Genomic DNA, 20567 nt, shown 5'->3' with positions numbered 1-20567 from the left:
GTATTAATTATATCATTATCCGTTAAGAATAGGTGTAAAATAGATCTAGATGAGAGAATGGAAGGTCCTTATCATCACACCTGATAATCAAGCTAATGAATTCAACGTGCCGCGAAAGATGTATCATTATGCTCAGCATCACCTGCCGTTAACGCAGGTTCAGCTAATGATCGTCCATCCACCCCACAAGATCACGCCATTATTCAACGTGGTGGGCTGCATGCACGGCATTCAGATCATCGGTAAATTCAACCAGTTTCAGAAATTTGTCGGTTGGTTTATTCATATGCATAAGCGGCCGTCAAACAAGTTTAAGTTTACACTTCGGCAGGCTCATCTGCATTACTTTGCGGGAGTTAATAAAGATAATCGTTACCTTTATGCCAAAGTTAAGCGCAATAATTATAAATCACTAGAAAACAGCCTCTTTCGTCTGTTCGAAGTTGCGACCTTTATCGAGCCTAAGAACCCGACTCAGCCACAGCTCGTCAAGACGATCAATAAGGAATTGAGCAAATGCAACCAGAAACAATTAATGGTGGTTCAGAAATTCCTTAAAGACCTCCTGGCTCGGCAAAAGAAACTGGCTAAAAGCCGTTTTAAAGACCGTTTAAATTAAAAATCAATGCTGCGCATCACGTTAATTCGTGATGCATTTATTTTCCGTTGGTAATTAAAAAAATAGAAACATTAACAATAATATCGAATCAAATTTATGTGCTTTCTTGACTATGATTTTGATTATATTATCCTTATAGTTAATGAAAGGAAATTAAATCCTCACGATTCCTAAAAGAATTGTGGGGCCTTTTTTAATTATGAATGGAAAATAGGAAGTGCATATTCATGGACTTGTCGAACAAAATTAATAACTATGTCAAAACGATGCAGCCCGATGCGATCATCGGTTTTGATCAAAAGATTTCAAAATTTCCTGATCTCATTAAGCTTACGTTAGGTGAACCTGATTTCAACACCCCGGAACACATCAAAAAAGCTGCGATTAAAGCGATTGAAGATAATCACAGTCATTACACCGATCCACGCGGGATTTTACCGCTTCGTAAAAGCGATCTCTAAATTTTTAGATGATAAATATAATACTTACTATAATCCGGATTCTCAGATTGTCGTTACCGCAGGTGTATCAGAAGGAATTCGGGATGTCTTTAGCACCATTCTTAATCCAGGTGACGAAGTCATCGTTCCCACCCCAATCTTTTCACTATACGTTCCAAGTATTTTAGCCATGGATGCTAAGCCGGTCTACGTTAATCTATCCAAGAGTAACTTCCTTTTAACTCCTGATAAATTAGAATCCACGTTAGAAGCTCATCCAAAGACCAAGGCAATCGTCTTGAACTATCCAAATAATCCAGTTGGCAATACCTATAACCGTAATCAATTAGAAGCCTTAGCTAAAGTGATTAAGAAGCATCAGATCTTTTGCGTCAGTGATGAGATTTACAGCGAATTAACCTATGTTCATCATCATACATCAATGGGTGAACTACTTCCTGACCAGGCAATCGTTATGAATGGCGCTTCAAAGACCTTCGCAATGACCGGCTGGCGAATTGGTTTCGTCTGCGGAGCTCCTAAGATTATTACTAAAATCAATTCTGTCCATACTGCTAATATCACGTCAGCCACGACGTGTGCACAATACGCCGCAACCGAAGCTTTTAAGAATGGTTACGATGATGGTCTCAAGATGCGCGATGTTTATAAGAAACGTCGTGATCTTTTACGAGATGGTCTAGCTAAAGCTGGCTTCACGAGTCCTGAACCAAGCGGTGCTTTCTATATCTTTGCCAAAATCCCCAGTAAATATACTCAGGACAGCTTTAAATTCGGTTATCAACTAGCTAAAGAAGCTCACGTTGGTGTTATTCCGGGTGCCGTCTTTGGCCCCGGCGGTGACGGTTACTTACGGATTAGTTACGCCGCTAGCACTGACAAGTTAAAGGCAGCCGTTCGACGAATTCAGAAGTTCGCTAATGAACATTAGATTTTGAACCGAATTAAAGGAGATTATAAAGATGCCACGAAAAATTGGTGTAATCGGGATGGGCAACGTTGGTACCATGGTTGTTCAATATCTTTTAACTAGTGGAATCGTTGATGATTTAGTAATCTTTGATAAAAATAAAGCCAAAGCTCACGCCAACGCTTTAGACATTCGTGATGGCTTACCTAATTTACCCGATCACGTTAATATTCAAGAAAATGATTACTCAGCTTTAAAGGATGCCGACGTCGTTATCTCAACGTTAGGTGATTTAGGTGCTGAATTACATCCGAAAGACCCCAAGCGCTTTGGTGACCGGATGATTGAATTTCCATTGAACACGCCTGAAGTTAAATCAGTTGCTAAGCACATTAAAGTATCTGGCTTTCATGGGATTTTAATAGTCGTTACTAACCCGTGTGATGTCATGACTTATTTATATCAGAAGATCACTGGCTTACCGAAAAATCAGGTTATTGGGACTGGGACTTTATTAGATTCCGCCAGAATGAAACGACACGTTAGTGAAGCCTTTCATGTTGACCCACGTTCTGTACAGGGATTTACCTTAGGTGAACACGGAGGTTCTCAGTTCATTGCCTGGTCAACCGTCCGGGTGCTCAGTCAACCAATCATTCCGTTAGCCAAAAAGATGCATGTTGACCTAAATTCCATTGAACAGTCAGCTCGCAAAGAAAGTTTCGTCGTTTTCCGTGATAAGCAATGCACCCAGTACGGGATTGCGGCTGCAGCCGTAAGGTTAGCTCGAATCATTATGAGCGATGCCCGAACAGAAATTCCGGTATGTAACTATCGGGATGAATACCAGACTTACCTTTCCTATCCTGTAATCGTTGGCCAAAAAGGTGTTGTAAGGCATGTTCATCTGAATTTAACTAATGAAGAGAAGAAAAAGTTAACTCATTCAGCTGACTGTATTAAAAAAGACATTAATTCAATGAATTAATTGAAGATTATTAATTAAAGATAAATAAAAATCCTGATTCTGGCATTTACTTGGAATCAGGATTTTTTATTGTTCAATTTTACAAAGGCTCCGTATCTTATCTGTCGCCTTATTTATAATAATCATTGATACAATAGAAAAATCACATTTACCAAGACAGATTAATTAGTACGGTGTCTTTTTAGTGTAATTCTCATGAACCCTTACAAATATGTTCCGGAAGTTATACCCATCATTACAAGGGTTGTTTTAAGTCATTTACCGAAAAGTTATATTTCAGTTACAGTAAATTTATGGCGGTACACTTTCTGGGGTTGGATCAGTGACTGTCATTTTGACAGTCTCTTTATTTTCGTTTCTAAAAATGGTAAAAAGAAAAGCGCTAATTAAAGCGCCCTACTTTAATCGTTCAGCAAGTAACCGACTTGCTACGGTGATTGACCGCTCTACAATTTCAACTCTAGAATAACAGATATTACCGGATTGTCAATTATGATATGATAATTAACGTATGCTTAAGCTTAACCCGCTTAATTTATAGCATACAAGGCGGTGAATAAAATGGCCGCTCTACAGTTTTTGGTAATTCTCGCTTTATATCTAAGTGTGATTGCTGTCGATCTGTCAAAATTTTCGACGATGCTCGATGCCTGTCGATCAGTAGTTAATTCTATTAAACGATTATGGCATTCTATTCATCATCGAGATGAATAGATGGTCGAGAAAAGGATGATGCCCTAGAGGGTCGCCCTTTTCTTCATAGTTTGCTTGATAATCATATTACATTGCATTAATTATTTATTAGAGTTACATTCCGTAGAGTTAAAAGTTATGCTTTACTAACGTTCTTTAACTTCCGGAAGTTCGGCAACGTCAGCATAATCACAAAGCTGAACAGATACATTGCCGACAGGATCATGATGACCATCGTTAATGAATAGTTATCCATTAATAATCCGATGATTGCCGGTGAAAAGCCACCGACAGCTTTACCAACGTTCATAATGAAGTTATTTGCGGTGGCTCTAACGTTCATTGGATATAACCGGCTAACGACGGCACCATAACCGCTGTACATCCCGTTAGTAAAGAAACCGACGACCGTACATGCGAATAGTAGTGTTCCCGCATTAAAGGCAACGGTGATCAGGAATACCGCAGCTGCTGCAGCGATTAAGAAGATCCCGTAAGAGAACCGTGGGCTAAATCGATCCATTAGATAACCAAATGCCCACATACCTAGACTCATACCGATGATGGTAACGATCATCCAGAGTGATGACTTTGAAACGCTGATGTGCAGATGCTTCTGCATGATCGATGGTAACCAATTCATTAAGCCATAGTAACCGGCAACCTGAACAACGACCATTAAGATTAAACCGATCGTTTGCCAGACCATCTTTGGTGTGTTAAACAACTGTTTAATTGAAACCTTTTTCTCATAATTCTTCGTGTGTGAACGCATCTTGAATTGATGATTTTCTTTTAGATGACGCCTAACAAAGAACGCGAAGATTGCTGGTGCTAATCCAACCAGAAACAAGGCATGCCAGCCAAATGCCGGAATAACTACGGAAGCTAGACCAGCAGTGATAATGGCACCGACCTGGCCACCAATTGATGCATATGACGTCAAACGCCCGATCTCACGGCTGGGAAAGTTTTCAGCCAGTAACGCAACACCGACACCATATTCTCCACCTTCGGCAAAACCACCGAAGAAACGGAGGATATAGATGATATCGATGTTGTTGGCAAAGTACATCAGACCGGTTGCTAACGCAAACAGGAAAATGGTGTACGAGAAGATTTTAACTCTGCCAAAACGATCTGCTAATAGACCGAATAACACACCACCGAACAACATTCCGACGTTGGTAACCGACGGAATTAAGCCACCTGCAGCCGCACTAATCCCTAGCGTTGCAATCATTGATGACATCGTAAACGACACGATGTTATAATCAATGTTCTCTAAAGCAAAACCAGCTGTGGTGGAAGCCAGCGTCAATCGCTGATTATGCGACATAGCCGACTTAGAATTGACATGTTCCATTGTGTAGACCTCCAAAATGAATGCTCACAGACATTCGTTATTTTAAGGGTGCTGATACTCAAAAGGCCTACTTACTTTTAGGCAAGCAGACCCCTCATAATTTTAATGATTGATTTCATTGCAAAATTATTTGGTATCTTGCTAGCCTCACAGGACTAGGATTAAAGACCCTTATTAATTCATGTTGAGTATAACGCGGATTCTGTGATTTCGCAACATGGTCTTAAATCATGTGTTTTAGATAATAATGAACACGAGCCTTGAATTCATGACCAATAGCCATTTGATGCTGTGGTGTATAACTCGTGTACGCAGTGCTATCTAATGGTTGACCGTTATCATCGGTCTGAGCATGAAAATAACTCGTTGGGAAGACTGAGCAATGGTTAATTAATTGCTTATCATCCTGTGGTGCCAAGGCGTACTTTAGGAAGTGAGCTGAAGTAATGTAAGGCTGATCATTCAAACGACTTTCTAAATCGTTCCGTTTAGCAATTCGGTTAACGAAGTCTAACGTTTCGGTCACATTTTTATCCATTGGTTTGGCAGCCCAGATTGGGTTAGCACTAATGGCACCCGGACGTGAAAGACCGATGAATGATTGTCGGTGCATCAACGGATCCAGTGACTTAAACATTCGGGTGTGGACGTTCAAGTACACACCACCCATTTGACGTAAAGCCATTAAGCGAACGTAGTCACTGATTGCTGACCAGTTTTGCTGTTTGGCCGCACGACGGGTAAATAATTTTTTATTAACGTTAAAGTTTTTCGGTGTCCAGCAAATTAATTTGTACTTAGGGCAGCATCTCTTCCAGGATTGGATGTTATCTTTAACGTCCTGGGGCATGGCACCCTTTTCAAACCAGCTGTAATGAATAACGTTTGGAATTTCGTTCATATGATTAATCTTTCCTTGTATTTTAATGTTGTATTGTTAATTTTAACATATCAAAGGCTTTCCGAGCCCCGATTTCTAAAAATCCTGTTAGAATTAAGGGTGAAATTATCCATAGAATCGAAGTGTTCACTACCCCAACTCTAAAAGATAAATTAGATCAGTTCTTTGCCCATCGTTCACCGGCCGCCATTGCTAAAGACTTAATCGGCCGCACGATGTACTATCATGGTTCTCAAGGAACCTTAGCCGGCTATATCGTCGAAGACGAAGCCTACGGTGGCGCTAATGATTCAACATCATATGCGTATAAAAATCACGTCACCAAATCAAGCAAACCGTTATACGGTCTTCCGGGAACCATGTATATCTATAAAATTCACGCTAGGGAAGTCTTCGGAATCGTTGATCAACCGAAAGGTCAACCCAGTGGAATCATGATCCGGGCTATCGAGCCCGCTCGGGGCAAATACTTTATGGTGCGAAACCGTAAACAACGTGGCGTCAATATTACTAACGGCCCAGCTAAATTAATGCAGGCCTTTGGGATCACTAATAATCGTTATAGCTTGACACTTTGTAACAACGGCCCGTTGGGAATCGACCTTGACCATAAGCGAACTGCTAAACGGATTATTCGCAGCGCTCGAATTGGCGTCAGCAAGGGACCTAACCAGGGAGATCAGCTTCGATTTTACGTTCAGGGTAATCCTTACGTTTCACAGATGAGTAAACGTGACGTTTTACCCAATAACGGCTGGAAAATAAATTAAAAAATTAAATTAGACAATAAAAAATCTCGATTCACCAAAGCTATGAACCGAGATTTTTTATTATTGCTTGATAATCTTCTGCAATGCAAATTTAGAGCTCTTTAACGATCTTAATAACGTCCTGACGATTAACGGGACGGTGCTGAACAGCATTATAAAACATTGGCTGCTGAGACTGGATTATTTTCTTATCAATATCGTTCATTTTCAGATGCTGATAATTACAATGGTGTAGCCAGTCACACGGATCAATGATGTCATGGAGATTTAATGAGTAATGATAATCACTCATAATGTTACCCAACACCACGTCAGGACTTTCGTAGGTCAACTCATCTAGGTACTTCTGTTTACCCAACGTACTTGATGTAGTCACCATAACCGTCCTTTTTCATGTCAGATAGCGGAATGAACTTCAGCGATGCTGAATTAATGCAGTAACGGAGGCCACCCTTGTCAACTGGACCGTCATCAAAAACGTGACCTAGATGCGAATGGGACTTCTTACTGCGAACTTCATTTCGAACCATCCCAGCACGGGTGTCAACGTCAGAAGTCAAAGCACCTGGAATGGCCGTGGTAAATGCTGGCCAGCCACAACCGGAATCATACTTGTCGGCTGAACTAAACAGTGGTTCACCGCTGACCAAATCAACGTAGATGCCCTTTTTATAGAAATCATTGTACTTACCAGTAAAGGCCCACTCGGTCCCCCGCTGCTGAGTACATTTATATTGTTCAGGAGTTAATTTTTTGATGTTTGCTTCGTACTTACTGTTTTTCATGCAACGGCCTCCAAAAATTAGTTAAGCGTGTTTAGCTAATACGGCTTTCAACTGATCTTCGCTGTGAACACCGGTGACCCGGTCAACGATCTTACCGTCCTTTTTGACGACCATGGTTGGAATTCCCATGATCCCTAATGCACGGGCGGTCTTTGGGTTAGCATCGACGTCCATTTTGTAGACGTTAACTTTATTACCCAAGTCTTTTGCTAATTTAGCGATGATCGGTGCTTCCATGTGGCAAGGACCGCACCAGCTAGCACCGAAATCCGTTAAACTCAAACCTTTAGCAGTATCTTGATCAAATTTTTGATCGCTAGTTTCATTAACCATGAGAATTCCTCCTGTCTCTCTAAACAGTGTATCCTAAATAAACTTTATGGTTTATCTTCATTTACAATTATCATTATAGGCATATTTATATCGTATACAACCCTTTTGTGCAAGATGTATATATAAAAATAAAAGAGATGCCAAAAAATCGGCATCTCTTTTATATGAGAAAGGCATACGAGTATCTTAAATTAGAGATTCATCCAGGCGTCACTAGCGATCGACGGGAACAAGTAGACAAGCCGACCAATCTGCTGCTTGTTAAGCTTCAGTTCAGCAGCAGGTAATAACGTATCAATCGCGTCGTCGGCTTTATCACTGACTTCGGTAGCACCTACTAACTGATGATGTTTGTTAAATACAAGGGAGACATCAGCAACGGGCTCCTGATCGACCTGACGATACCAGTCCGCTGTCAAGTCGTGATGAACGACCTGGTACTGATCGCTCTTTTCGGCTTCGGCAACTGGCACACCCATTTCAGCGATACGAGGAGAAGTAAAGACGACCGTAGGGATAATTGGAAAATCGATCGGAGCTTTGGTTTGACCAGAGAAAAGCTTCATCAAATAGGTGCTTTCAAAGACAGCGGTTGGCGTTAATTTCGGTTCTTTACTGTCGATGACGTCTCCGGAAGCATAAATATTACTTACACTAGTCCGTAAATGATCATCAACGGCAATTCCTTTCCGAACGTCATACTTAACACCGACTTTATCCAAACCGATGTTTTCGACGTTCGGAATTCGACCGCTGGCGTCTAGGATGTAATCCACGTTTAATTGTTTGCTATGACCGTACTTAACGACTAAGTGATCACCGCTCTTGGCGAAACCGGCAACGTTAGCGTTCGGAACGAACTTAACGCCCTGCTTCTTCATTTCAGCCATTACTTTTTTAACGTAAGGCTGGTAGAAACGACGAAGGGCCTGGCCATGATGCATCAGGACGGTTACCTGGGCACCACTGACGCTGGCGATCGTGGCAAATTCCATGGCAACGTAACCGGCACCGACGATCGCAATCTGTTTTGGTAACTTGCTCAGATTAAGGAAGTCCTTACTATCATGAGCGAGTTGCTTACCAGGAACATCTAACCGATGCGGACGTAACCCAGTTGAGATCACGATGTTCTTGGCGGTCTTAGTCTTATCACCAATCTTGACCGTGTGTTTATCAACTAAAGCTGCGTGGCCATGTAAAATATCGATATCATCACTCTTCAACATGCCACCGATGGCCTTTGGTAAGCCATCGATCACCTGATGTTTGTGTTTCATATTCTTTGACCAGTCAATTGAAGTATGACCGTTTAAAATATTTTTAAGATTTTCTTGTTCACGAGTTAATTTAACGGGAGCATCCAAAGTAATCTTGGCGTTACAGCCCCAATTTGGGCAAGTCCCACCAATTCGATCTTCTTCAGCGACGCCGACCTTAACACCCTGTTTAGCTAACGGTGCGGCACCGTCAAACGTGCCATGTCCGGCACCAATGTACAAAACGTCGTAGTCATATTTATTCATAACTTGTCAGCTCCTTTCACGTTTTTAAGATTATCACGATAATGTGTAGTACACAAATATAAAGTACACGATATTTCAAAATAATACAAAACGTGATCATATTTAATGTGATCTTAATATTTGTTATTCTTTCTTAAAATTGATTAATCTGAACGTAATGTAAAAGTTGCTATGATAGTAATTAGTGTGGGTAATATTACTGAATTTAATCTTATGTAACGGTCCTGTAATATTCTCATAATCTCCCGTTAACATTCCGAGCGTACTATATAAAATGTCGAGTTGGCCAGAGAGCCAGCAAATCTATTTAATCTATTTATCGAAATTAGGGATGTTATTTATGAAGTTAAGTCGGAAAGTTTATTTAGCGCTGTTCTCATTAATGATGTTTGTTGGTGTTGGTGCTAGTATTAATCAGCAATCTGCACAGGCTAGTCAGGTTAACACCACTGCCATTAGTAAGAAGAACGTTCGAAAGCAGCAAACTGCTCAAAATAAACCTAACTTAATGAATAAAGTAAATAACAAAGCCCAAACTAGTCATAAGAATAACTGGTTCCGTGACGGTTTAAGTAAACAGGAATTAGCAGCTGGTTACTTAGGCTACAAGAACGGTCACGTTAACTTAAACCATAAGCATCAGGTTAAAGTCGGTGATACTTATGCTAAGACCCGTTACGGTTCCTGGGTTCACGCCAAACGTTTTTGGATGAGCCATGGCTGGTACTAAATTTAAAACTAACTTAACACACATACCTAAAAGATAGACACAAAAAAGACGTTCAATTAATTTGAACGTCTTTTTTGTATTCTCAATTAAATTACTATTTCGATTTCAAGAGCAGTTTTCTGATGTAATCAACGGGCATTCGTTTCCCGGTCCAAAGCTTAAATGAAGCGGCGCCCTGTTCTAAGAGCATCCCTAGTCCATTGTAAACATGTTTGACATGAGCCTTTTTAGCAACGTCCATAAGACAGGTTTCTAACGGTGCATAGACCGTATCATAAACTACCATATCCGGATGGAACCACGATGGATCAGTAACTACACTTTGATCCTTTAATTTACCAAAGCCCACACTAGTGGCGTCACAGAAAATATCACAATCATGAAGTGCCGCTTTTAATTTTGCCCGATCATTTAAATCAAAGACTTTTGCTAAACCGGGATGACTCTTGTTAATCAACTTGGCATTTCGTTCAGCGTTCCTAAAGCTATGCCCATTTTTACGGTTGAAGATTAATAACTGCTTAGGCTGTTCTTCCGCCGTCTGCATTGAGATTGGAGTTGCGGCGCCACCAGCACCGACAATGATCACGTTCTTGCCCTTGATCCCAATTCCACGGTTTAACAGTGAGTTAACGAAACCGATCCCGTCGGTCGTGTAACCCGTTAAGACACCGTGATCATTGACGACGGTATTAACTGCATGAGCTAATTTTGCGGTCTCATCCAGGTGATCCATGTAAGGCATAATGGCTTGCTTATAAGGCATGGAAACGTTAATCCCACGCATGTCTAGCGCTCTAATTGCTCGAACGGCATCCGAGAACTGGTTCTTCAGAGCATCAAAAGCTAAGTAAACATAATTAAGGTGCAGCTTCGCAAACGAATTATTGTGCATCAACGGTGATTTAGAATGTCGAATCGGGTGGGCTAGAACCCCCGTTAAAATCGTGTGTCCATCAATATTAACCATTGGTGACCATCCCTAACTTATCTACTAACCGGTCGGCGTTGAAGACCGGATTTTCGTTATTAACGTTAATGATTCGATCAGCTAAACGTTCGTAAGTCAACTGACGACGGTGTTTTAGCTGCATCATGCCGTCCATGCCAAGTTTCTGGAATAACGGTCGACTACTAGCACCATCATGAATTAAACGCTGCTGAATGGTTTGATCGGAAGCGTTTAAAAAGACGACCGGAGCTGACTGATTTTGAATTGCGTCGAAGTTAACTTCGCGCATCGGGGTGCCACCACCGGTAGATAAGATCCCGGTCTGCTTTAGAGCCATCCCTAAAGTATCCGTTTCTAAAGCTCTGAAGTGAGCTTCATCGTATTTTTTAAAGTATTCCGGAATCGACATTCCAGCATTCTGCTGAACCATCTGATCTAAATCATGACTTGGTAACTGCCATTTCTGACTTAAAATTTTTGCCATAGTACTTTTGCCGCTAGCCATGAAACCGATAATAATTAACTTCATTTTGACTTATCCTTTCCCATTGATTTACGAACATGATTATCTTGATCAATATCTTTTTCCATTTTATTAACGTCATGATGTTCAATAATCTTTTTAAAATCATTGAGTTTCTGTTCAAATCGATTGATCTGATCAGTAATTAATTTTGAATTGCTGTTAAAGATTGAAGCCCACACTTTGGGATCACCCATCGCAATTCGGGTCGTATCACGAATTCCGCCAGCACCAATTGCCGGCTTAATCCCCATCTTGCGAAGTTGTGGAGCAATTGTGTCAATCAAACTAAACGCAACCACGTGCGGTAAATGACTCATAAAGCTCAATAACTGATCGTGATGTTCAGCACTAATCATCTTGAAGATGGCATCTGATCCGTTCATTAACCACTCAAACAACTTCACGTCTTTTTCAGTTGCGTTACCTTTAACCAAGAAATAAGCGCGCTGCTGAAACAAATTTAAACGACTATTCTCACTTCCAGTTAAATGCGATCCAGAAAATGGATGACCGCCCAGGAAATGGACGCCTTTTTTCATTAATTGCTGAGCGTTTTTAAGAATCAGCTGCTTACTGCTACCAACATCAGTAACCAGGACGCTGGGCTTTAAATGAATTAAAGTTAACTGATGCAAATTCTTAATAATTACGTTGACCGGCGTAGCTAAGATAATGACGTCCGCTTGGGATGCCGCCTTCATAAATGGCTCAGCATGGTCAATCAAATGCTTTTTAAGTAAATAATATAAATTAGCTTTGTTAACATCTGATCCAATGATATTAAGTTGAGGATGTGCTTTTCGCATGTTACGGATTACAGAGCCACCGATCAAACCAGTTCCGTTAACTAAAACTTTCATTTGTTATCACTGCTTTATTCTTTCATCTAAACAAAAAAGTCGTCTCAATTACTGAATTATCAGCAATTGGGACGACTTTTACTCAAAACCGCGGTACCACCCATTTTAGTAGGTAACTACTCACTTATATCGAAAATAAAGGCTCGATTTTCCTGAACATTATCTGCTCAATGTATTTTGAACGATTACCCTGCCCGGTTCACAGCAAACCACCGGTTCTCTGACGTTCAAGTAATCATTCTACTCGTTATTTATTATGCAGAATTAATTAGCTTATTTATTAACTTACAATTAACATTATAACTATATAAAAGTAAAAATCAACTTAATATGAACATAATTTATAATTTTATTAGATTTGTTCTGATAATATGTAAAATATGAACTTTATTAATGGTGTAAGTGCTCTGATATAAATTTAATAACTTTATTAATAAATTTCATAAATATGTTTACATATGACTTAAACGCGATATAATTGTTAATGAAACCAATTTTAGAGAAAGAATGTTTAACGATGTTAATGCCAAATCACTTAAGCTCATATGTATCAACACTTTTTATGGGTGCGTTTCTGTTTTTCTTTCAAAGCGCATCCGTGTGAATCATTCATCGTTAGATATTAAGTAATTCGAATCCACACGGACAAAAATAGATTGCCGTGTGGATTTTTATCTTAAAAGGATAAAAAATTAATAAGACCCAAAAAGGCCATGCGGTTAAATTAATCGCATGGCCTTTTTATTTATGTCGTTTAGTTAAAGGAGCTATATTATGAAGATTCTAGTTATCGGTTCAAATCAATTAAGTCAATCAATTATAAACGCTATTTACAGATCTCATCCTGACGTTACGATCGTCAATATTAAGAGTAGCGATCAAATCACGCCTGCAATCCAATATAAATCAATCATCATCTTAACGGGACTAACGGATAATGTTGTTAATGACCTTCATCGATTATCATCAATCCGTCTTAATCCAAAGGCTCTTATTATCAACACCTGTAAAAATCAACAAGACACCTTATCAACCGCAGAGCCCTTAATCAAACGAGGCATTCATGTCTTATGCGGACATCCCTTACTTACTAAACAACATTCAATTTCTTATTTATTAGTCAATAATGATGCCGATTTAAATGACATCCAGATCCTTAAGCAATTATTCAAGAAGGATCAGCCGCGCCTTAAACTCGTCAGTCCGCAGATTAACGACGATCTTTCTGATCTCATCGACAGCCTGCCAAGCATCATCTCGTTAAATTTAAATCAAACCATTAAGCACGACATCCAACCCAATTTAAAAGCCAACACCAAAGATGATCAACAGGACTTAGCTCTCCAAAAATTTATTCAATCCAACCCAAAGATCATTATTAAGCAAATTAATCAGTTCAAGCATCGACTGAACGCCTTCAGACGAGCCATTAATAATCATGATACGAAAGCCCTACAGAAAACCATTTCGGAAACTAATCAAAATTATAAATATCTCACCCAGAACGACTACAATGATTCAAAAAATGAAGCCCCCAAAGAACAGCCAACGAACAACCCAGATCACTGGCTAAATCATTTCACTAAACACGTTCCAGCAAACCAAATCTATAATTTCTCCCAACGAATTAAAAACATCCCACACCTGATTAAATTAACAATTGGCGAACCGGACGTCCCGACACCGGGCCACATTAAGAAAGCTGCGATCCAGGCAATCGAGCACAATCACAGCCACTATACCAACGCCAAGGGAATCCTGCCGTTACGCCAGAACGCCGCTAAATATCTAAAAAATAAGTACGGCTTAAACTATGATCCCAAAACGCAAATCATCGTAACGACCGGAGTTACCGAAGGCCTTCAAGCCACGTTTGGCGCCATTCTAGAAGCCGGTGACGAAGTTGCCATCCCAACACCGACGTTTCCAGTGTACACAACGGACGTTCTTCAGCAGCACGCCAAACCGGTCTATATCAACACTGCTGACAATCACTTTATTTTATCAGCACATAAATTGGATACAGTGCTAAAAAGTCATCCCCAGATTAAAGTGCTAGTCCTAAATTATCCGAACAATCCCGTTGGCAATACCTATTCAAGTTCGCAGTTAGAAGCACTTGCCCGAGTTATCAAGAAACACCATATCCTATGCATCTGTGATGAAATTTATAGTGAATTGACTTATGAACATCCCCACGTTTTGTTAGGCACGATTCTACCTAACCAGACAATCATCCTGAACGGTGTCTCAAAGGCTTTCGCAATGACCGGTTGGCGAATTGGCCTAGTCTGCGGCCCCGCTGTATTAATTAAGGGCATTAATAATATTCACGTTAACAACATCGTTTCGGCTACCGAATGTGCTCAATATGCGGCTAACGAAGCTTTCAAACATGGTTATCACGACGGACCTCGAATGAGAGACATCTACCGTAAACGGCAAATTATTTTAAGACGTGGCCTTCTCCAAGCTGGATTTACTTGTCCAAAACCAACTGGTGCATTCTACATCTTCGCTAAAATTCCTAAATACTTTCACCAAACTAGTGTTCAATTTGCGTACCGTTTAGCTAAACAAGCCCACGTAGGCGTAATTCCAGGAAGTATTTTTGGTCCCGGCGGTGAAGGTTATTTGAGAATCAGTTATGCCAACACGAGTTTAAAGGACATTCGGGTTGCGATTCAAAGAATTCAAGACTTTATGAAAACCAACGTTTACGAAAATTAATCATCAATCATAACTAAAAAAGATCCCTAATCATTAAAGATTAGGGATCTTTTACGTATAATTTATAAATTATTTATTTTCTAATTTTTTCAAATCTTTAAAGAAGGTTGGGTATGAAATCCGAATACTGTCGGCATGATGAATCTTAACGGGTTCTTTAGCAATCAATGCCGCTACAGCTAGCATCATAGCAATTCGGTGATCATTATGACTGTCCAGATCATCCGTCTTCGATTGCCAAGGCTGACTGCCGTCGATCACGAAGCCATCAGGTAATTCTTTGATCTTAACGCCCATTTTCTGTAGTTCTTCAGTCGTGGTTGCTAGACGATTGGATTCCTTATATCGTAACTCCTGAGCGCCAGTAACTTTAGTAACACCGTCAGCACAGGCACCTAACAAGGCCACTAACGGAACTTCATCAATCAAAGCCGGAATAATATCACCAGTTATGTGACACGGATGCAACTTCGAACTTTTAACGATGATATCCGCAGCGGGTTCAGAGTCCCGGTTATGGAGATTCTTGAGCTGAATATTAGCGCCCATCTGCTTCATGACTTTAATTAATCCGGTTCGGGTTGGGTTAACACCGACGTTCTTCAGACAGATTTCTGAATCGGGAACGATGGCACCGGCCACCATGAAGTAAGCGGCTGATGATATATCACCAGGAACGTCAATCGTTTGGCTAGTAAAAGCTTGATGAGGCGTAATTACGATGTCATGACCGTTTCGCTTAATACTATTTGGGCTGAATTTCTTTAGCATTCGTTCCGTATGATCACGGGAAAAAATTGGTTCGGTAATCTTGGTCGGTGTCGAAGCCTGAATTGCGGCTAAGATAATCGAGCTCTTGACCTGGGCACTGGCAACAGGCATCACATAATTAATGCCGTGCAGCTTTTGACCACCGTTGATTTCCAGTGGTAATGTCCCCTGTCGAGTCGTTTTGACTTTGGCGCCCATCTTATTTAACGGAACCGAAATTCGTTTCATGGGTCGTTTTGACAGCGAAGCATCTCCAACTAACGTGGTATTAAACGGCTGTCCTGAAAGTAAGCCCGTGATTAAACGGGTCGTCGTCCCAGAATTACCCATCTGTAACTTAGTCTTAGGAGCGTGCAGATGATCAATGCCCTGACTGTTGATCACGACCTGATCACCATGACTAGCAATCTTGACCCCCATCTGCTGAAAGGCCTTGATCGTACACAGACAATCCGCTGACTTTAAAAAGTGGTTAATTACGGTTTTACCCTTACTGATCGAACCGAAGATTACGGAACAGTGAGAAATACTTTTATCACCGGGGATTGTTAACGATCCATGTAAGCCATTGGCCCGGCCAATTACTACTGAAGTCATAATTCATTCACTTCCTTAGAAGTTCTTTAATTCTTTACGGTAATCACTAAATTGCTTCTTCAAGCGTTTCATGTTGCTACCATCAAAGGTTTCGGTAATTACTTTTGCTAATTCAATCGCAACCACGTTTTCAACCACGATCGAAGCCGGAACGATTGCCGTCACATCAGAACGTTCAATATTAGCCTTTTTAATGACCTTGGTATTGATGTCAACGCTCTTTAACGGCTTGTATAAAGTCGGGATCGGCTTCATAGCGGCTTTAATAATCAATGGCATCCCGTTGGTCATGCCACCTTCAAAACCACCTAAATGATCGGAATCACGGAAGAAACCTTTGTCTTTCTTCCAGTCGATCGGATCCATGACCTGACTGCCAAAACGGTGAGCTGCTTTGAAACCGTCACCAATTTCAACGCCCTTCATGGCATTAACACCCATTACGGCAAAGGCCATCTTGGCGTCAAGTTTCGTGTCCCAGCTAATGTAACTGCCTAAGCCAGCTGGAACACCATTGGCAACGACTCGAATGACACCGCCTAAGGTATCACCGGCCCAACGAGTCTTATAGATCATCTTGTGTAACGGTTCGACCTTATCGGCATCGATGACCCGCATGTCATTTTTGATCAAACCACGAATTTCCTTAACGTTTAACGGCATTTTGGAGTCAGCCTGGATCTTACCAACTGACTGAACATAGCCGACGACCGTAATTCCTAAGGCCTTAAGCAATTGTTCACAGATATTACCAATGGCGACTCGCATTGCCGTTTCACGAGCTGACGAACGTTCCAGTACGTTTCGCATGTCACGGTGATTATATTTCATGGCACCGGCTAGATCGGCATGACCCGGTCGTGGTCGCGTTACTCGACGTAGGGTATTAAATGAATTGGCTGGCGTATTGGGATCCATGATGTATGACCAGTGTTTATGATCTATATTCTTAATCCGTAAGGCAATTGGTGAACCGATCGTCATCTGATGACGAACCCCACCAGTGATAATGACTTTATCATGTTCGATCTTCTGACGGTTACCACGGCCATAACCGCCCTGTCGTGAACGCAGGGCTCGATTAATTTCGTCAACGTCGATATGCAGACCGGACGGAATACCTTCAATAATCCCGGTTAATTCCGGACCGTGTGATTCTCCAGCGGTAATAAAATTCATCGTAATTTCCTTTCAATTAATTACTTATTGTTTTTATTCTTTTTCAAGAAATCTTCGTACTTCTTGGAATTATTCATAATGTTCTGAACGATCGCTTGATTATATGGGCTGATGGCCTGCGGTTTACTCATCTTGCCGATTCCTTTCAGGACCTGAGCTTCACGACCTTTATCTTCAGTGGCAAGGTGCTGCTGCTTTTTCAGCTGGCCAACAAAGTGAACGGTAGCAAACCGTTTATTTAATAACTTCGTTAGGCGATTGTCAATTGAATTGATTTCTAAGCGGGCCTGATTAAGTGACGAGGTCTTTGGGAATAACAGGAAGACAATGATTGCTGAGATAATTCCAAGTAAGCCCATGATGACGTCACCATCTAAAATGTTCTGGGTACCGAGGCCGATGAACTTACCGGTAATAATCGGGACGGTAAACGAAGCAATACTACCGAAGATAAAGTAAATGGCGGTAAAGATTCCCTTATGCTTTGGGAAGATTGATAACAGAATGTTTAAGGCGATCTGCATCAAACCACCGGCAACACTGAAACCAAAGACGATTGAGGCAACCATGGAAATGGCTGGGATTCGACTAATGATAACGATGATCAAAGCAACCGTCCCAATCAGGTTAGATAACAGGAACCAACCGTTTCGAACGTTAAAGTGACGCATTACTAAGAACGTCGTGATGACACCAACGATCGAACCAACACTGTAAGCTGATAACAGGAAATGTGATACCCAATCACTGAACTGGATCTTTTTAGCGAAGATCGTGATCCACTGGGTGAACCAAATCATAATCCCCATTGACGTGTAACCGTAGACCAGTAAAGCTGCGGTTACTAAAGTTTTACTGAACTTATTTAATTTAACACTGCTCTTACTCTGAACCTGTTCGGTCTTTTTAACGTTAGGAAACTTCAACGTAATGATGTTAAAGATGTTGAATACTAAGAAGACGGTTGGGAATAAGAATGAAAGACCGAACCATAACTGATGAGCGTTCAGGAAAATAATCAGTAACGGTAAGGAAAATTCACCGACTGACATAAAGGCTTTGATCAGGATGTTATCAGAACTGCTCTTGGAGCCCAATTCAGTAAATAACGGGTAAGTAGCAGAATCCAAAGCGGAATTAGCGATCCCGGCTAGAATTGCCAAGCCATAGGCAATTACCAAACTATGGTTAAGCGGTGTTACCACGAAGAAGATCAGGTAAGTGAACATCCCGATCATCAGCGTTAATTTACGGCTGAACTTATCGGAAATGTAGCCCATGATCAAGTAAGCTAAAATTCGGCCAATCCCTAAGCCGGACAGAATAAATGAAGCTGTGGCTAAAGTACTGTGCCAGTTCTTAGCCAAACTATCCAGATTTTGGGTTAAGATGATCAGGCCACAACCATGGACCAAGTAGTTAAGGAATAAACCTAATTTCAATCGGAAATTTTTCGTTTTCATAAATCAAATACTCCTATTAATTAAATTCAAATCAAACTAAAATACCTCACAACTTTCTCAGCTGCGAGGCACCCCTAATTAATTGACTTGAATTAATTATCAAGTGATGAAATTCCACACAGCCGAGTTGTCCCCTGTGTGAAATTCCGCATTCAATAATGCTTCTCATTCGCACAGGCATGTACCAAAATAAAAATAATAATAAAATCGATACAAGCCTGAATAATAAGTATGTGAAGACCGCTGTAACAGCGGACGCATTAAACTAAGCATTATCAAATTTCACTCCTTTAAATTAATTATGAATATAAACAAAAAAGTCGTCTCAATTATCTCTTTTCAAAATAATTGGGACGACTTTTAATCTTAAAAACCGCGGTACCACCCATTTTAGTAGGTAACTACTCACTTAGATTGATGATAACGGTTCAATTAATTCCGAAACATTATTGTGTCACCGTATTTTGAATTATGACCCTGCCCGGTTCACAACAGACCACCGGTTCTCTGACTTACAAGTCATAACTTTACTGAAATGACACTTAACGATCAATATCAATTTACACTTAATAATATAATCGTCTAGGTATGGCTTGTCAACACTTTAATGAAAATTATTATTAAATCAAAGTAAATTGTTTCTTTTTTATTTACTAAATAATTTCAATACTTTTCGTAACGTCGGAACCGAAATCTGACCAGGTGCCGAACCAATATGAGTGTTCATACTACCAAAGGTGATTACCGAGCCGGTCAACGATCCAGCAATTCGGGTCAGCTTGCCGAGGTCACCCATCGCCATTGTGACGATGGGGATGTCTAAGCACTGATCAGCTTTCAGTGACGTTTGCATGAACCGCATCACGTCGGTCTTACTCTGTGGCATCACCGCTACTTTAGCGATGTCTGCATATAACTTCTGCATGCGATGCATTCGATCAAGGATTGCTAAATTGGCGGGTACTTTTTTAAAGTCGTGGTTACTCATGATGATTTTAATTCCATGCTGATGGGCTCGCTTCACAATCGATGAGACTCGTTTTTGATCGTGATGAAGTTCAACGTCCAGGATATTAATTAATGGATTGACCGACAGAATTCTTAATAATTTAAAATACTGATCCTCACTAGCGCGCATGTTTCCACCATCACCTGGCGTTCTAAAGGTGGCAATTAATGGCATGGGTGTAATTTGTTCATGAATCTTTTTCAACCACGTTTGAACTGTATCCTGATCTGGCATTTGAGTTAAGGAATCAATCCGCCATTCCACCAAATCCGGCTTTACAACCGAAATTTGTTGTAATTGTTGAGTAAGACTTTTTAAATCTTTAGCGACGATCGACACCGCAATCTTGGGTGCGGAGCTGCTCAGGGTTAAATTGTTAACTTGAAGCGATTTCATAA

General features: G+C 40.6%; 18 protein-coding genes and 1 pseudogene. 6 read left to right on the top strand and 13 right to left on the bottom strand.

What is annotated here, in order from left to right:
- Window positions 1–49 precede the first annotated feature (49 nt).
- The 3 genes and pseudogenes from ELX58_RS04090 to ELX58_RS04080 all read left to right on the top strand — a co-directional run bounded on the left by ELX58_RS04090 (window position 50) and on the right by ELX58_RS04080 (window position 2978).
- On the top strand, window positions 50–619 hold the full coding sequence (locus tag ELX58_RS04090; protein ID WP_133441890.1) for a hypothetical protein: 570 nt from the start codon (window positions 50–52) through the stop codon (window positions 617–619).
- 227 nt (window positions 620–846) lie between these two features.
- A pseudogene (locus ELX58_RS04085) lies at window positions 847–2011 on the top strand (aminotransferase class I/II-fold pyridoxal phosphate-dependent enzyme).
- Window positions 2012–2042: 31 nt separating this feature from the next.
- Window positions 2043–2978 (top strand): L-lactate dehydrogenase, encoded by a 936-nt coding sequence (locus ELX58_RS04080; protein ID WP_133441889.1) that lies wholly within the window; start codon window positions 2043–2045, stop codon window positions 2976–2978.
- An 829-nt stretch (window positions 2979–3807) separates the two neighbouring features.
- Here the strand turns inward: ELX58_RS04080 and ELX58_RS04075 are convergent.
- Window positions 3808–5037 carry an MFS transporter gene (locus ELX58_RS04075; protein WP_133441888.1) on the bottom strand — a complete coding sequence of 410 codons (1230 nt, stop codon included), beginning with the start codon at window positions 5035–5037 and terminating at the stop codon, window positions 3808–3810.
- 223 nt (window positions 5038–5260) lie between these two features.
- Window positions 5261–5938, bottom strand: coding sequence for a glycosyltransferase family 32 protein (locus ELX58_RS04070; RefSeq protein WP_133441887.1), 678 nt, complete (start codon window positions 5936–5938; stop codon window positions 5261–5263).
- Window positions 5939–6060: 122 nt separating this feature from the next.
- Here ELX58_RS04070 and ELX58_RS04065 point away from each other — a divergent pair, with 122 nt between their 5' ends.
- Window positions 6061–6708 (top strand): DNA-3-methyladenine glycosylase, encoded by a 648-nt coding sequence (locus tag ELX58_RS04065; protein WP_162614634.1) that lies wholly within the window; start codon window positions 6061–6063, stop codon window positions 6706–6708.
- 91 nt (window positions 6709–6799) lie between these two features.
- Here the strand turns inward: ELX58_RS04065 and ELX58_RS04060 are convergent, their stop codons facing one another.
- The 4 genes from ELX58_RS04060 to ELX58_RS04045 all read right to left on the bottom strand — a co-directional run bounded on the left by ELX58_RS04060 (window position 6800) and on the right by ELX58_RS04045 (window position 9352).
- Window positions 6800–7087, bottom strand: a complete 288-nt coding sequence (locus ELX58_RS04060) for a hypothetical protein (protein WP_133441885.1) — start codon at window positions 7085–7087, stop codon at window positions 6800–6802.
- Entirely contained in the window at window positions 7059–7493 is a 435-nt protein-coding gene (gene msrB / locus ELX58_RS04055) for a peptide-methionine (R)-S-oxide reductase MsrB (RefSeq protein ID WP_133441884.1), read from the bottom strand. The genes ELX58_RS04060 and msrB overlap by 29 nt, the downstream gene beginning before the upstream one ends.
- 21 nt (window positions 7494–7514) lie before the next feature.
- Window positions 7515–7826 (bottom strand): thioredoxin, encoded by a 312-nt coding sequence (trxA, locus tag ELX58_RS04050; protein ID WP_133441883.1) that lies wholly within the window; start codon window positions 7824–7826, stop codon window positions 7515–7517.
- Window positions 7827–8017: 191 nt separating this feature from the next.
- Window positions 8018–9352 carry a dihydrolipoyl dehydrogenase family protein gene (locus tag ELX58_RS04045; RefSeq protein ID WP_133441882.1) on the bottom strand — a complete coding sequence of 445 codons (1335 nt, stop codon included), beginning with the start codon at window positions 9350–9352 and terminating at the stop codon, window positions 8018–8020.
- 340 nt (window positions 9353–9692) lie between these two features.
- Between ELX58_RS04045 and ELX58_RS04040 the strand changes: the two genes are divergently transcribed.
- Window positions 9693–10082, top strand: a complete 390-nt coding sequence (locus ELX58_RS04040) for an aggregation-promoting factor C-terminal-like domain-containing protein (protein ID WP_133441881.1) — start codon at window positions 9693–9695, stop codon at window positions 10080–10082.
- A gap of 94 nt (window positions 10083–10176) precedes the next feature.
- Here ELX58_RS04040 and aroE read toward each other — a convergent pair whose 3' ends face one another.
- Genes aroE through ELX58_RS04025 form a run of 3 tightly spaced genes read right to left on the bottom strand, consistent with a single transcriptional unit; the run spans window position 10177 to window position 12420 of the window.
- Window positions 10177–11052: a shikimate dehydrogenase gene (aroE, locus tag ELX58_RS04035; RefSeq protein WP_133441880.1), complete on the bottom strand. Its 876-nt coding sequence runs from the start codon at window positions 11050–11052 to the stop codon at window positions 10177–10179.
- Window positions 11045–11563: a shikimate kinase gene (locus tag ELX58_RS04030; RefSeq protein WP_133441879.1), complete on the bottom strand. Its 519-nt coding sequence runs from the start codon at window positions 11561–11563 to the stop codon at window positions 11045–11047. The genes aroE and ELX58_RS04030 overlap by 8 nt, the downstream gene beginning before the upstream one ends.
- A complete protein-coding gene (locus tag ELX58_RS04025; protein ID WP_133441878.1) occupies window positions 11560–12420 on the bottom strand; it encodes a prephenate dehydrogenase in 861 nt (286 codons plus the stop codon). The genes ELX58_RS04030 and ELX58_RS04025 overlap by 4 nt, the downstream gene beginning before the upstream one ends.
- A gap of 774 nt (window positions 12421–13194) precedes the next feature.
- On the opposite strand from ELX58_RS04025, the gene ELX58_RS04020 reads away from it, so the two are divergent.
- Window positions 13195–15150, top strand: coding sequence for an aminotransferase class I/II-fold pyridoxal phosphate-dependent enzyme (locus ELX58_RS04020; protein WP_133441877.1), 1956 nt, complete (start codon window positions 13195–13197; stop codon window positions 15148–15150).
- 69 nt (window positions 15151–15219) lie between these two features.
- On the opposite strand, the gene aroA is transcribed toward ELX58_RS04020, so the two are convergent.
- From aroA to aroD, 4 genes are all read right to left on the bottom strand, one after another.
- Window positions 15220–16518 carry a 3-phosphoshikimate 1-carboxyvinyltransferase gene (gene aroA, locus ELX58_RS04015; RefSeq protein WP_133441876.1) on the bottom strand — a complete coding sequence of 433 codons (1299 nt, stop codon included), beginning with the start codon at window positions 16516–16518 and terminating at the stop codon, window positions 15220–15222.
- 15 nt (window positions 16519–16533) lie between these two features.
- Entirely contained in the window at window positions 16534–17697 is a 1164-nt protein-coding gene (gene aroC, locus ELX58_RS04010) for a chorismate synthase (protein ID WP_133441875.1), read from the bottom strand.
- Between the two features lie 20 nt (window positions 17698–17717).
- Window positions 17718–19160 carry an MFS transporter gene (locus ELX58_RS04005; RefSeq protein ID WP_133441874.1) on the bottom strand — a complete coding sequence of 481 codons (1443 nt, stop codon included), beginning with the start codon at window positions 19158–19160 and terminating at the stop codon, window positions 17718–17720.
- A gap of 646 nt (window positions 19161–19806) precedes the next feature.
- Complete coding sequence (gene aroD / locus ELX58_RS04000) at window positions 19807–20565, bottom strand: type I 3-dehydroquinate dehydratase (RefSeq protein WP_133441873.1); 759 nt, start codon at window positions 20563–20565, stop codon at window positions 19807–19809.
- Between the last annotated feature and the right edge of the window lie 2 nt (window positions 20566–20567).

Source organism: Acetilactobacillus jinshanensis (assembly GCF_004359375.1).
In the GTDB taxonomy this organism is placed as follows: Bacteria; Bacillota; Bacilli; order Lactobacillales; family Lactobacillaceae; genus Acetilactobacillus; species Acetilactobacillus jinshanensis.
Note: the sequence above shows the minus strand (reverse complement) of the source record. Positions and strands in the feature narration are given on the sequence as shown.

Bases quoted from the DNA above. Each gene is read 5' to 3' on its own strand.
- ELX58_RS04080 (WP_133441889.1), top strand. From the start codon at position 2,043: ATGCCACGAAAAATTGGTGTAATCGGGATGGGCAACGTTGGTACCATG.
- ELX58_RS04040 (WP_133441881.1), top strand. From the start codon at position 9,693: ATGAAGTTAAGTCGGAAAGTTTATTTAGCGCTGTTCTCATTAATGATG.
- ELX58_RS04090 (WP_133441890.1), top strand. From the start codon at position 50: ATGAGAGAATGGAAGGTCCTTATCATCACACCTGATAATCAAGCTAAT.
- aroD (WP_133441873.1), bottom strand. From the start codon at position 20,565: ATGAAATCGCTTCAAGTTAACAATTTAACCCTGAGCAGCTCCGCACCC.
- ELX58_RS04070 (WP_133441887.1), bottom strand. From the start codon at position 5,938: ATGAACGAAATTCCAAACGTTATTCATTACAGCTGGTTTGAAAAGGGT.
- msrB (WP_133441884.1), bottom strand. From the start codon at position 7,493: ATGAAAAACAGTAAGTACGAAGCAAACATCAAAAAATTAACTCCTGAA.
- ELX58_RS04075 (WP_133441888.1), bottom strand. From the start codon at position 5,037: ATGGAACATGTCAATTCTAAGTCGGCTATGTCGCATAATCAGCGATTG.
- trxA (WP_133441883.1), bottom strand. From the start codon at position 7,826: ATGGTTAATGAAACTAGCGATCAAAAATTTGATCAAGATACTGCTAAA.
- aroE (WP_133441880.1), bottom strand. From the start codon at position 11,052: ATGGTTAATATTGATGGACACACGATTTTAACGGGGGTTCTAGCCCAC.
- ELX58_RS04045 (WP_133441882.1), bottom strand. From the start codon at position 9,352: ATGAATAAATATGACTACGACGTTTTGTACATTGGTGCCGGACATGGC.
- ELX58_RS04025 (WP_133441878.1), bottom strand. From the start codon at position 12,420: ATGAAAGTTTTAGTTAACGGAACTGGTTTGATCGGTGGCTCTGTAATC.
- ELX58_RS04060 (WP_133441885.1), bottom strand. From the start codon at position 7,087: ATGGTGACTACATCAAGTACGTTGGGTAAACAGAAGTACCTAGATGAG.
- ELX58_RS04030 (WP_133441879.1), bottom strand. From the start codon at position 11,563: ATGAAGTTAATTATTATCGGTTTCATGGCTAGCGGCAAAAGTACTATG.
- aroA (WP_133441876.1), bottom strand. From the start codon at position 16,518: ATGACTTCAGTAGTAATTGGCCGGGCCAATGGCTTACATGGATCGTTA.
- ELX58_RS04005 (WP_133441874.1), bottom strand. From the start codon at position 19,160: ATGAAAACGAAAAATTTCCGATTGAAATTAGGTTTATTCCTTAACTAC.
- ELX58_RS04020 (WP_133441877.1), top strand. From the start codon at position 13,195: ATGAAGATTCTAGTTATCGGTTCAAATCAATTAAGTCAATCAATTATA.
- aroC (WP_133441875.1), bottom strand. From the start codon at position 17,697: ATGAATTTTATTACCGCTGGAGAATCACACGGTCCGGAATTAACCGGG.